Annotated in this window: 14 protein-coding genes and 1 riboswitch; of the genes, 7 read left to right on the top strand and 7 right to left on the bottom strand. The window is 69.7% G+C overall.

The features are described 5' to 3' along the window. Window positions 1–95: 95 nt before the first annotated feature. From thiE to OP79_RS39130, 4 genes are all read right to left on the bottom strand, one after another. A complete protein-coding gene (gene thiE, locus OP79_RS39145) occupies window positions 96–746 on the bottom strand; it encodes a thiamine phosphate synthase (RefSeq protein ID WP_033327432.1) in 651 nt (216 codons plus the stop codon). A 78-nt stretch (window positions 747–824) separates the two neighbouring features. After that, window positions 825–1,190, bottom strand: a complete 366-nt coding sequence (locus OP79_RS39140) for an Rv2175c family DNA-binding protein (RefSeq protein WP_033327430.1) — start codon at window positions 1,188–1,190, stop codon at window positions 825–827. Window positions 1,191–1,269: 79 nt separating this feature from the next. Then, window positions 1,270–2,499, bottom strand: a complete 1,230-nt coding sequence (locus tag OP79_RS39135) for an NAD(P)/FAD-dependent oxidoreductase (RefSeq protein ID WP_078492287.1) — start codon at window positions 2,497–2,499, stop codon at window positions 1,270–1,272. An 86-nt stretch (window positions 2,500–2,585) separates the two neighbouring features. Beyond that, window positions 2,586–2,933 carry an avidin-fold protein gene (locus OP79_RS39130; protein WP_033327428.1) on the bottom strand — a complete coding sequence of 116 codons (348 nt, stop codon included), beginning with the start codon at window positions 2,931–2,933 and terminating at the stop codon, window positions 2,586–2,588. 52 nt (window positions 2,934–2,985) lie between these two features. After that, window positions 2,986–3,099, top strand: a riboswitch (TPP riboswitch). Here OP79_RS39130 and thiO point away from each other — a divergent pair. From thiO to OP79_RS39105, 5 genes are all read left to right on the top strand, one after another. After that, window positions 3,097–4,284 (top strand): glycine oxidase ThiO, encoded by a 1,188-nt coding sequence (gene thiO / locus OP79_RS39125; RefSeq protein ID WP_033327426.1) that lies wholly within the window; start codon window positions 3,097–3,099, stop codon window positions 4,282–4,284. It overlaps the preceding riboswitch by 3 nt. 11 nt (window positions 4,285–4,295) lie before the next feature. Beyond that, window positions 4,296–4,496, top strand: a complete 201-nt coding sequence (gene thiS / locus OP79_RS39120) for a sulfur carrier protein ThiS (protein WP_033327442.1) — start codon at window positions 4,296–4,298, stop codon at window positions 4,494–4,496. Between the two features lie 3 nt (window positions 4,497–4,499). Beyond that, window positions 4,500–5,294 (top strand): thiazole synthase, encoded by a 795-nt coding sequence (locus OP79_RS39115; RefSeq protein ID WP_033327425.1) that lies wholly within the window; start codon window positions 4,500–4,502, stop codon window positions 5,292–5,294. A 538-nt stretch (window positions 5,295–5,832) separates the two neighbouring features. Next, on the top strand, window positions 5,833–7,773 hold the full coding sequence (gene pknB / locus OP79_RS39110) for a Stk1 family PASTA domain-containing Ser/Thr kinase (protein ID WP_033327440.1): 1,941 nt from the start codon (window positions 5,833–5,835) through the stop codon (window positions 7,771–7,773). A 68-nt stretch (window positions 7,774–7,841) separates the two neighbouring features. Continuing rightward, complete coding sequence (locus tag OP79_RS39105) at window positions 7,842–8,711, top strand: deoxyribonuclease IV (protein ID WP_033327423.1); 870 nt, start codon at window positions 7,842–7,844, stop codon at window positions 8,709–8,711. 22 nt (window positions 8,712–8,733) lie between these two features. Here the strand turns inward: OP79_RS39105 and OP79_RS39100 are convergent, their stop codons facing one another. Beyond that, window positions 8,734–9,366: a sulfite oxidase-like oxidoreductase gene (locus tag OP79_RS39100; RefSeq protein WP_033327422.1), complete on the bottom strand. Its 633-nt coding sequence runs from the start codon at window positions 9,364–9,366 to the stop codon at window positions 8,734–8,736. Window positions 9,367–9,521: 155 nt separating this feature from the next. Here OP79_RS39100 and bfr point away from each other — a divergent pair, with 155 nt between their 5' ends. Beyond that, a complete protein-coding gene (gene bfr, locus OP79_RS39095; RefSeq protein WP_033327421.1) occupies window positions 9,522–10,001 on the top strand; it encodes a bacterioferritin in 480 nt (159 codons plus the stop codon). Between the two features lie 28 nt (window positions 10,002–10,029). Here the strand turns inward: bfr and OP79_RS39090 are convergent, their stop codons facing one another. Together OP79_RS39090 and OP79_RS39085 are read right to left on the bottom strand one after the other, a co-directional pair. Next, window positions 10,030–10,269, bottom strand: coding sequence for a (2Fe-2S)-binding protein (locus OP79_RS39090; RefSeq protein WP_078492286.1), 240 nt, complete (start codon window positions 10,267–10,269; stop codon window positions 10,030–10,032). A gap of 173 nt (window positions 10,270–10,442) precedes the next feature. Beyond that, entirely contained in the window at window positions 10,443–11,798 is a 1,356-nt protein-coding gene (locus OP79_RS39085) for a class II 3-deoxy-7-phosphoheptulonate synthase (RefSeq protein ID WP_033327418.1), read from the bottom strand. 117 nt (window positions 11,799–11,915) lie between these two features. On the opposite strand from OP79_RS39085, the gene OP79_RS58690 reads away from it, so the two are divergent. Next, window positions 11,916–11,978 (top strand): trp operon leader peptide, encoded by a 63-nt coding sequence (locus tag OP79_RS58690; protein WP_152788727.1) that lies wholly within the window; start codon window positions 11,916–11,918, stop codon window positions 11,976–11,978. Window positions 11,979–12,067 lie beyond the last annotated feature (89 nt).

Genomic DNA, 12,067 nt, shown 5'->3' with positions numbered 1-12,067 from the left:
TACGACAAACGCGACTACATCTTCAACGGCACCCTGACCGTCACGGCCGTCGTCATCTGGCTCCGAGACATCGTCCAAGAGCCATCAGAAACGCCCTAACCGTGACGCAATCGTTTCGCGAACTCCTGGGCCGCCGCGCCCGGATCGTCGGCCTCCGTGATCGCCCGTACGACGACGACGCGGCGGGCGCCCGCTTCGAGCACCTCGTCGAGGTTGCCGAGGTCGATGCCGCCGATGGCGAACCAGGGACGGTCGGTGCCGAGCGCGGCCGTGTACCGGACGAGGTCCAGGCCAGGCGCATGGCGGCCCGGCTTGGTGGGCGTAGGCCAGCAGGGACCCGTACAGAAGTAGTCCACGCCGTCCTGGACCGCGGCGGCTGCCGCCTCCGGCTCGGCGTGTGTGGAGCGGCCGATCAGGATCTCGTCGCCGAGGATCGCGCGGGCGGCGGGGACGGGCAGGTCACCCTGGCCCAGGTGCAGCACGTCGGCGCCTGCCGTGTGGGCGACATCGGCGCGGTCGTTCACAGCGAGCAGCTTGCCGTGCCGCGCGCAGGCGTCGGCGAACACCCGGAGGTGCTCCAGCTCCTCGGCGGCCTCCATGCCCTTGTCGCGCAGCTGCACTATGTCGACACCGCCCGCGAGGACCGCGTCCAGGAACTCGGCGAGGTCGCCCTGGCGCTTTCGGGCGTCCGTGCAGAGGTAGACGCGGGCGTCGGCGAGCTGTGCGCGTGCGGTGGCTTCGGGCATGCGGAATCCCCCGTTGTCGGTGGCGTACGGACCCTGCCGTGCGGGGCACGGCCCGTACGCCGGGACGGTGTGTTCAGGTCAGACGGCGAGCGCCTGGGCTCGGCGCTTCACCTCCGTACCGCGGTTTTCGCTGAGGGCCTGCGCGGGGGTGCCGGGCAGGCTCGGGTCGGGGGTGAAGAGCCACTCCAGCATCTCTTCGTCGGAGAAGCCGTCGTCCCTCAGGAGCGTCAGGGTGCCGGACAGGCCCTTGACGACCTTGTCCCCGTCGATGAAGGCGGCGGGGACGTGCAGCGCTCGGTTCTCACCACGGCGTACGGCGATGAGCTGGCCCTCCTTGACCAGCTGCCGCACACGGGTCACCTCGACGCCGAGCTGTTCGGCGATGTCGGGGAGGGTGAGCCAGGCGGGGACGAGAGCATCGATTTTTGCGTCAATCTCGGTCACGGGATCAAGCGTGCCATCCCGGACTGACAGTCGGAAGTCGTGGCCGCCCCGCCTGGGCCGTTCGCCGGACCCCGGCAACCTACGCAGTGGCCGATTTCAGAGGCCGGGACGGGTCCGACAGCAGGTCCGGATTCATCGGGGCACCGGCCTCGATCAGCTTGCGTCCCTGCGCCAGGTCCCGGGGCCTCCCTACCGCGAGCACGGCGACCAGCCGGTTCTCCCGGAGCCAGCACACCGACCAGGCGGGGCCCGTCGGGTCGCCGCGCCAGATCGTGGCGTCCGCGCGCGCGTGGTGACCCGCGTACTGGACGAAGCGGCCGAACTGCTCGGACCAGAAGTACGGCACGGGGTCGTACGCGGCGGGCGTCTCACCGATGATGTTCGCCGCGACCGTACGGGGCCCCTGGAGGGCGTTGTCCCAGTGGTGGACCAGAAGACGCTCGCCATACCTTCGTGAAGGGAAGGAGGCGCAGTCGCCGACCGCGTACACGTCCGGGACAGAGGTACGCAGGTGGTCGTCCGCGACCACCTCGCGCTGGGCGCCGAGCTCGATTCCCGACCCGGTCAGCCAGGCGGTGGCGGGCCGCGCCCCGATGCCCACGACGACGGCCCCCGCGGGCAGCCGTGAGCCGTCGTCCAGCACCACCACGCCGGGTTCGATGCGCTCCACGCGCGCGTGGGTACGCAATGAGGCGCCGCTGTCCGCGTACCAGGCGGCCATGGGGGCCGCCACCTCGGCGGGCAGCGCTCCGGCGAGCGGCCGGTCGGCGGCCTCGACGACGGTCACCGCGCACCCGGCCTCCCGCGCCGCCGTGGCGAACTCGGCACCGATCCAGCCCGCACCGACGACCACGATGTCGTGCTGGCGGGCGAGTACGGGCCGCAGCCGCTCGGCGTCGTCCAGGGTGCGCAGCAGATGCACGCCCGGTACGCCCTCCGCGCCCGGCAGCCGCATCGGTTCCGCGCCCGTGGCGACGACCAGGACGTCGTACGGAACGGGCCCCGTGGCCGTGTCGAGTTCGTGATCGAGGGGGCGTACGCCGGTCACCTCGAGTCCCAGGCGCAACTCGACGCCCAGTGCCTCGAAGTCGACGTCGAAGGCGGAGCCCTCGGCCTTGCCGAGCAGGACGGCCTTGGAGAGCGGCGGGCGGTCGTACGGCTGATGCGGCTCCGCGCCGATCAGCGTCACGGTGCCGGTGAAGCTCTGTTCCCGCAGGACGACCGCGGTCTGCACGCCGGCCATGCCCGCGCCGACGATCACGACACGTCGTCGCGCCGGTCGGCTCCGTTCCCGCGTCTGCTCGTTCACCGGATCACCATAGACACTGACGTTTTGTCAGTCAGCGGGTGCGATCAGTGACGTGTTGCACAACCATCGATCGTCCCGCACCGCCGTCAGCGGTCGTCGGCGAGCTGCTCCACCACGCTCGTCCCGCTGCCCGCCTGCGACTCCCACTCCCAGGTCTCCTCCAGGCGCAGCCGCCCGTCGGCCAGCTCGACCACCCGGGACACACAGTGCCCCGAGGAGGTGCTCCCGTCCCGCTTCAGCTGCACGTACCGGAAGTCGAGACTGTCACCCTCGCGCGTACCCACGAGGTGGCCGCGTACGACGTCGCCGCCCGAGTACTCGGCCCAGATCTCCCCGTCCTTCTCGTGGTACGTGAAGCGGGTGCGCGTGCCCACCTGGCCTGGGGCCTGGTCCGCGACGGGGGCGAGGACGAGACCTTCGAGCGAACCGGCCATGCCCTGCGGCTCCCTTACTGAGGTGTGACACGAAGAGTTAGGGTGGCCAACGTAGAGCACTCGCGGGAGTCCGGACGCACCGGGCTGAGAGGGAGGCTGGGACGGCCTCCGACCGTACGAACCTGATCCGGGTCATGCCGGCGAAGGGAGGGGCTGGACGCCCATGTCGCGTACATCGGTCGCATCGCACGCGTCGTCAAGCACATCAGACGTCCTGGTCGTCGGGGGCGGAGTCATCGGCCTGGTGACCGCCTGGCGGGCCGCACAACGCGGCTTCGCCACCGCACTCGTGGACCCCGAACCCGGCGGCGGAGCGGCCCAGGTGGCCGCCGGGATGCTGGCCCCCGTCACCGAACTCCACTACGGCGAGCAGACCCTGCTCGGCCTGAACCTGGCCTCCGCCCGGCGCTACCCGGAGTTCGCCACCGAGCTCACCGAGGCGACGGGCGTGGACCTCGGCTACCGCCGGTGCGGCGCGCTCGCCGTCGCGCTGGACGCCGACGACCGCGCCCATCTGCGCGAACTGCACACCCTGCAAGCCCGGTCGGGCCTGGAGTCGGAGTGGCTGAGCGGACGCGAGTGCCGGCGCCTGGAGCCGATGCTCGCGCCGGGCGTGCGCGGGGGGCTCAGAGTCGACGGCGATCACCAGATCGATCCGCGGCGGCTCGCCAAGGCGCTGGTCACGGCGTGCGAGCGGGCCGGGGTGGCCTTCCACCGGGTCTGGGCGGAGCGGCTCAGCGTCGCAGGTGACCGGGCCGCCGGAGTCGTCACCACCGACGGCACCGAACTGACCGCGGACCAGGTCGTCCTCGCCGCGGGCAGCCTCAGCGGGCGGCTCGCGGACGTTCCCGACGCCGTGCTGCCGCCCGTACGGCCGGTGAAGGGCCAGGTACTGCGGCTGACCGTGCCGAAGCGGTACGCGCCGTTCCTGAGCCGCACCGTACGGGCCGTCGTCCGGGGCAGCCATGTGTACCTGGTGCCGCGTGAGAACGGCGAACTGGTCGTCGGCGCGACCAGCGAGGAACAGGGCTGGGACACGACGGTGACCGCGGGCGGCGTGTACGAACTGCTGCGCGACGCCCACGAACTGATCCCCGGCATCACCGAACTCCCGCTCACCGAGACCCGCGCGGGACTGCGCCCCGGCTCCCCCGACAACGCGCCCCTGCTCGGCCCGACGGAACTGGACGGCCTGCTCCTGGCCACCGGTCACTACCGCAACGGCGTCCTGCTCACCCCCGTCACGGGCGACGCCATGGCTCACCTGCTGACCACCGGCGAACTCCCGGAGGAGGCCCGCCCGTTCACGCCCAAGCGCTTCAGTACGGCCCGCACGGAGCAGCCCGTATGAACGTCTTCGTCATCAACGTCTTCGTCAACGGTGAGCGACAGGAGATCGCCGCCGACACCGCCCTCGGCACGCTGGTCGCCACCCTCACCACCGCGCCCTCCGGGGTCGCCGCCGCGCTCAACGAAACCGTCGTCCCGCGCGCGCAGTGGCCGAACACATCCCTCTCCGAGGGAGACCGCGTCGAGGTCCTCACCGCCGTCCAAGGAGGCTGACCCATGGCCGACGACCCGTTCCTCATCGGCGGTACGTCCTTCACGTCCCGCCTCATCATGGGCACCGGCGGCGCGCCCAGCCTCGACGTGCTGGAGCGTTCGCTCGTCGCGTCCGGCACGGAGCTGACGACGGTCGCGATGCGGCGCGTAAACGCTTCCGTGCACGGTTCGGTGCTCTCCGTACTCGACCGGCTCGGCATCCGTGTCCTGCCGAACACGGCCGGCTGCTACACCGCCGGGGAGGCCGTCCTGACGGCCCGGCTCGCTCGCGAAGCACTTGGTACCTCGCTGGTGAAGCTGGAGGTCATCGCCGACGAGCGCACGCTGCTGCCCGATCCGATCGAGCTGCTCGACGCGGCCGAGACCCTCGTCGACGACGGCTTCACAGTCCTGCCGTACACGAACGACGACCCTGTACTCGCGCGAAAGCTGGAGGACGTGGGCTGCGCCGCGATCATGCCGCTCGGGTCGCCCATCGGGTCCGGGCTCGGGATCCGGAACCCGCACAACTTCCAGCTGATCGTCGAGCACGCGCGCGTGCCGGTCATTTTGGACGCGGGGGCCGGTACGGCTTCCGATGCCGCCCTTGCCATGGAGCTGGGGTGCGCCGGTGTGATGCTCGCGTCTGCCGTGACTCGGGCGCAGGAGCCGGTGCTGATGGCTGAGGCCATGAAGCACGCGGTGGAGGCGGGGCGGTTGGCTCGCCTCGCCGGCCGCATCCCTCGCCGCCACTTCGCCTCGCCGTCGTCTCCTGCGGAGGGTTTGGCTCGGCTGGATCCGGAGAGGCCGGCCTTCTGAGTTGCGGTGGGTGGGGAGAGGGTTTTCTTTCCCCAGTCCCGCCCCTTCCCGGAACTGGGGGCTGCGCCCCCAGGCCCCCCGCAAGGGGGTGGGGTGACATGTCGTGTCGCGGCTGCGGGTGCGTCGTGGCTGGTCGCGCAGTTCCCCGCGCCCCTAAAAGCCTGCGCCTACCCGGGCGCCCCGGGGAAGCCCGCACCCCGACGAACCCCGCGCCCTCCCTCCGGCGGGAGGGGTCGTGGGCCGGTGCGTCGTATGCCCGTCGCTTAGGTCCGGTCTCGGAGGACCAGGGCCTTGTACCGGCCCAGGGCCGTATGCCCGCCCTGCGACGGGCTGACGCACCGGCCCACGACCCCGCACCCACCACCCACCCAAGGGGCGCGGGGAACGGCGCGACCAGCCACCCACCAACCCGCAGCCGCCCAACCGCCGGAGGCAACCCCCACCCGCGATATGGAATACGTCACAGCTCCGCTTCAGGACCGCCCCGATCTCAACCGATCCCGCAGCGTTGACAGTGTCGGCTCGTACACTCACCTGCGTGGATACGACCCTTCAGGACCCGTTGGTCGGGCAGGTGCTCGACGGCCGCTACCGCATCGACGCACGGATCGCGGTCGGCGGGATGGCCACGGTCTACAGGGCCGTGGACACCCGTCTGGACCGCGTGCTCGCGCTCAAGGTGATGCATCCCACACTGGCTGCCGACGCCACGTTCGTCGACAGGTTCATCCGCGAGGCCAAGTCGGTGGCCCGCCTTGCACACCCCAATGTGGTGCAGATTTTCGACCAGGGGACCGACGGGCCGTACGTCTACCTCGCCATGGAGTACATCGCCGGGTGCACTCTGAGGGACGTACTGCGCGAGCGCGGCGCCCTGCAGCCGCGGGCAGCGCTGGACATCCTGGAGCCGGTGCTCGCCGCGCTCGGCGCCGCGCACCGCGCCGGGTTCGTGCACCGTGACATGAAGCCGGAGAACGTCCTGATAGGGGACGACGGCCGGGTCAAGGTGGCCGATTTCGGCCTCGTACGAGCTGTGGACACGGTCACCAACACCACAGGGTCCGTGCTTGGCACGGTGTCGTATCTGGCCCCGGAGCAGATAGAACACGGCACGGCCGATCCACGGGTCGACGTGTACGCCTGCGGAATCGTCCTCTACGAAATGCTGACCGGCGACCGGCCGCACCTCGCGGACTCGCCCGCGGCGGTGCTCTACAAGCACCTCCATGAGGACGTACCGCCGCCGTCGGCGGAGGTGCCGGGCCTGCCCTACGAGCTCGACGAACTGGTCGCGTCGGCGACCGCGCGCACTCCGGACGTACGTCCGCACGACGCGGTGGCGCTGCTCGCGCAGGCCCGGAACGCACGCAGCGGGCTGACCGCCGAGCAACTGGACGCAGTGCCGCCGCAGGCGATCAACGAGGACCATGACATCGGCGAGGACCGCACGAGCGTGATCCCGCGCTCGCTGTCCGTGCCACGGCCGCTCCCCGTGAACGAGGACGACGGCGATCGCGGGCTGCACCACACGAGCATCCTTCAGACCCCGCCCCCCGACGACCCTCCCTCGCGCCGCCGTACCCGCACCCCGCGCCCCCGGCGCGGCATGCTCGCGATCGTCGCCGCCGTGCTGCTGGTCCTCGGCCTCGGCGCGGGTGTCTGGTACATCAACTCCGGCCAGTTCACCAAGGTCCCGCCGCTGCTCGCGATGACCGAGGCGAAGGCCGAGGACCGGCTCGAGAGCGCCGGGCTCGATGTGGGGCAGGTCGAGCGCGAGTACAGCGACACCGTCGAGCGCGGCACGGTCATCAGCAGCGATCCCGAGGCGGGCGCCCGGATCCGTGACAACGACCCGGTGTCTCTGACGATCTCCAGGGGCCCCGAGACCGTACGGGTGCCGAATGTGAAGGGCTACGCGCTGGACGAGGCCAGGGCGCGGCTGAAGGACGAGGGCCTGAAGGCGGGCATGATCGCCAGGGACTTCAGTGAGGAGGTCCCCTTCGGCTATGTGATCAGCACGGATCCGGATACGGGCACCACGCGCCGCGCGGGCTCCGCCATCGCGCTCATCATCAGCAAGGGCAGCCCGGTGGACGTACCGGACGTCACGGGCGACGAACTCGCCGACGCGCGGCAGGAGCTCCAGGACGCAGGCCTGAAGGTCGAGATCGCCCCCGAGCAGATCAACTCCGAGTTCGACGCGGGCCAGGTCGCCCAGCAGTCGCCGTCCCCCGACCGGCAGCTGGGCGAGGGCGACACCGTCACCCTGACGATCTCCAAGGGCCCGGAGCAGATCGAGGTCCCGGACGTGGTGGGCGACAAGGTCGACGACGCCAAGCGGAAGCTGGAGGCCGCCGGCTTCGAGGTCAAGGAGGACCGGGGCTTCCTCGGGCTCTTCGGGGACACGGTCAAGAGCCAGTCGGTGACCGGTGGCGACACGGCGCCGAAGGGCTCAGAGATCACCATCGAGATCGAGTGACGGCAGGTCGGCAGGGCCGGGCGGTATCCGCCGACAGGGTGCGCAGGACGCCGTGACACCCTGGAGGGGTGAGCGCTCAGCAGTCCCGCAACCCCGTCGGCAGCCACGTCCCCGTGGCCGGCGGCCTCGCCTCCGTAGGCCTGTCGTATGCGCGTGACCTGGCCGCCGAGACCGTCCAGGTCTTCGTCGCCAACCCGCGCGGCTGGGCGACCCCGCCGGGGAATCCGCGGCAGGACGAGGAGTTCCGCGCGGCCTGCGCCGCAGGGTCGATCTCGGCGTACGTGCACGCGCCCTATCTGATCAACCTCGGCTCACACACCGAGGCGACTGTGGTGCGATCCGTGGAGTCGCTGCGGCACTCGCTGCGGCGGGGGCGTGCGATCGGGGCGCGGGGAGTCGTCGTACACACCGGTTCGGCGACCGGTGGGCGGACGCGGGCGGTCGCGCTGAAGCAGGTGCGCGAGCATCTGCTGCCCCTGCTCGACGAGCTGACCCACGACGACGACCCGGACCTGCTGATCGAGTCGACCGCGGGCCAGGGCGCTTCCCTGTGCTCCCGGACCTGGGACTTCGGCCCGTACTTCGAGGCACTCGACGCCCACCCGAAGCTCGGCGTCTGCCTGGACACCTGCCACATCTTCGCGGCGGGCCACGACCTCACCGGCCCCACCGGAACGCACCAGACCCTCGATCTGCTGGTGGACACGATCGGCGAGGGCCGGCTGAAACTGATCCACGCCAACGACTCCCAGGACGTCGTCGGCGCCCACAAGGACCGCCACGCCAACATCGGCGCCGGCCACATCGGCGAGGACCCTTTCCGCGCCCTGATGACCCACCCGGCCACCGAGAACGTGCCCCTGATCATCGAGACGCCCGGCGGCAAGGAGGGCCACGCGGCAGATGTGGAGCGGCTGAAGAAGCTGCGGGACGGCTGAGGACCTGAGGACCGGCCAGGACTCAGAGCTCTGGGCCGTCCCCAGGCTCCTCCTGGTACGAGTAGCGCTGTTCGCGCCAGGGGTCGCCGATGTTGTGGTAGCCGCGTTCCTCCCAGAAGCCGCGGCGGTCGGCGGTCATGTACTCGATGCCGCGGACCCACTTGGGGCCCTTCCAGGCGTACAGATGAGGCACCACCAGGCGCAGCGGGAAGCCGTGTTCCGCGGTGAGGAGTTCGCCGTCCTTGTGGGTGGCGAAGATCGTGCGCTCGGAGGCGAAGTCGGTGAGGCGGAGATTCGAGCTGAAGCCGTACTCCGCCCAGACCATCACATGCGTGACGCCGGCCGCGGGCGGGGCGATCTCCAGGAGCGTACGGGCCGGGATGCCGCCCCATTCGGCCCCGAGCATGCTGAACTTCGTCACGCAGTGCAGATCGGCCATGACCGTGGTATACGGCAGGGCCGAGAACTCCTCGTGGTTCCAGCAGTGCTTTTCTCCGTCGGCGGTGGCGCCGAAGACCCTGAACTCCCAGCGCTCGGGCCGGAACTTGGGAACGGGCCCGTAGTGCGTAACCGGCCAGCCGCGCTGCAGTCGCTGCCCCGGCGGAAGCTCCGACTGCGCCGCTCCTCCAGATTCACGCTCCACCGGCTGACCCATGTCTCCATCCTGACAGACCGGAGTCGGTGCAGATGACCAGGCCTGTCCCGATTCGGGCATCTGCTACTAAGCCTGCACTTACTGGACGGCCTCTGATGCCGGTGGAATTATGCGGCGCATTCCGCCAGTCCCCCCGCGTGGAAGGAGCCTCTGCAATGCAGGGCGACCCCGAGGTCATCGAATTCCTCAACGAGCAGTTGACCGCCGAACTGACCGCGATCAACCAGTACTTCCTGCACGCGAAGATGCAGGAGAACTTCGGCTGGACAAAGCTCGCGAAATACACCCGGGCCGAATCGTTCGACGAGATGAAGCACGCGGAGGTGCTCACCGACCGAATCCTCTTCCTGGAGGGCCTGCCGAACTACCAGCGGCTCTTCCACGTCCGGGTCGGACAGACGGTCACCGAGATGTTCAAGGCGGACCGGCAGGTCGAGGTCGAGGCGATCGACCGCCTCAGGCGCGGTATCGAGGTGATGCGGAACAAGGGCGACATCACGTCCGCGAACATCTTCGAGTCGATCCTCGCGGACGAGGAGCACCACATCGACTATCTGGACACCCAGCTGGAACTGGTGGAGAAACTCGGCGAGGCGCTCTACATCGCCCAGCTCATCGAGCAGCCGGACAGCTGAGCAGCTGCACACCTACGCAGCTTCATGCTTAAGCGGCTTCGTCCAGCTCCGAGACTCCGGAGAGAGCGGGCTGCGCCTGGTCGGCCACCTCGGTGCGGCACGCGCCCCGGCCCAGCAGTGCCTGAATGCGTCGTACGCAGGAACCGCAGTCCGTGCCCGCCTTGCAGGCGGACGCGATTTGGCGTGGCGTGCAGGCACCGGCTTCCGCGTGCTTCCTCACCTGCGCCTCGGTGACACCGAAGCAGTTGCAGACGTACACGCGGTTCACCACCCGACGGGAGAGAAGCGGGACGGACAGGTAGCGCCATCCCGACTTATCAGCAGATTTATCGGTGAGGCAAACCTAACCTTACCCGTCGGGCGTCCGTCTTAAAAGTGGGATGGGGCGCGGATCGTATGTGATCCGCGCCCCATCGCCTGCCTTGTGCAACGACCGAACCACTACTGGTCGCGGTACATCTCCGCCACCAGGAAGGCCAGATCCAGGGACTGGCTGCGGTTCAGACGCGGGTCGCAGGCCGTCTCGTAGCGCTGGTGCAGATCGTCGACGAAGATCTCGTCGCCGCCGCCCACGCACTCGGTGACATCGTCACCGGTGAGCTCGACGTGGATGCCGCCCGGGTGCGTGCCCAGCTCCTTGTGGACCTCGAAGAAACCCTTGACCTCGTCGAGTACGTCGTCGAAGCGGCGGGTCTTGTGACCGGAGGCCGCCTCGTAGGTGTTGCCGTGCATCGGGTCGGTGATCCAGGCGACGGTCGCGCCCGAGGCGGTGACCTTCTCGACCAGCTCGGGCAGCTTGTCGCGGACCTTGTCGGCGCCCATGCGGACGATGAAGGTCAGCCGACCCGGCTCGCGGTCCGGGTCCAGGCGCTCGATGTACTGCAGCGCGTCCTCGGCCGTCGTCGTCGGGCCCAGCTTGATCCCGATCGGGTTGCGGATCTTCGAGGCGAACTCGATGTGCGCGCCGTCCATCTGTCGGGTGCGCTCACCGATCCACACCATGTGGGCCGAGACGTCGTACAGGTGGCCCGTACGGGAATCGACCCTGGTCAGCGCCGACTCGTAGTCGAGCAGCAGTGCCTCGTGCGAGGAGTAGAACTCGACGGTCTTGAACTCCTCCGGGTCGGCCCCGCAGGCGTGCATGAAGTTCAGCGCCTGGTCGATCTCGCGCGCCAGCTGCTCGTAGCGCTGCCCGGAGGGGGACGACTTCACGAAGTCCTGGTTCCAGGCGTGCACCTGGCGCAGGTCGGCGTAGCCGCCGGTGGTGAAGGCGCGCACCAGGTTCAGCGTGGAGGCGGAGGCGTTATACATCCGCTTCAGGCGCTCGGGGTCCGGGATGCGGGCGGCCTCGGTGAACTCGAAGCCGTTGACGGAGTCACCGCGGTAGGTCGGCAGGGTCACGCCGTCGCGGGTCTCGGTCGGCTTGGAGCGCGGCTTGGAGTACTGGCCGGCGATACGGCCCACCTTCACGACCGGCACGGAGGCCGCGTACGTGAGGACGGCGCCCATCTGGAGAAGCGTCTTCAGCTTGGCCCGGATGTGCTCGGCGCCGACGGCGTCGAAGCTCTCCGCGCAGTCGCCGCCCTGAAGGAGGAACGCCTCGCCCTTGGCGACGGCTCCCATCCGGGCGCGCAGCTGGTCGCACTCGCCCGCGAAGACGAGTGGCGGATAGCTCGCCAGCTCGGCGATCACTTCGCGCAGGGCCTCGGCATCGGGGTAGTCGGGCTGCTGCGCCGCGGGCAGGTCTCGCCAGGTCGCTTGGGCGGCGACGGCTCGGGTATCAGCGTTCACGGTCACCTCGTAAACATTACGGGGTCGTGTCGACTGATTTTCGTCCCGCTCGACTGATGAGACGGATCAGACGGGGTGGAGTACGCCCGCGACCGGCCCTCTACATGGGATAAGGTGCCGCACATGTTCGCGCACTCGACCCAGAACCAGAACTGGTGGTGGACCGCTCACCCGGCGGCCCACTGACTGCGCGTACGCAAGACTTCGCGAAGGCCGCCCGAGGGGCGGCCTTCAGTGTTTTCACGACCAGGGCCGTTCCTCCCGATCACCGACGA

This window comes from Streptomyces yerevanensis, assembly GCF_000716805.1.
Lineage (GTDB): Bacteria > Actinomycetota > Actinomycetes > Streptomycetales > Streptomycetaceae > Streptomyces > Streptomyces flaveus.
Note: the sequence above shows the minus strand (reverse complement) of the source record. Positions and strands in the feature narration are given on the sequence as shown.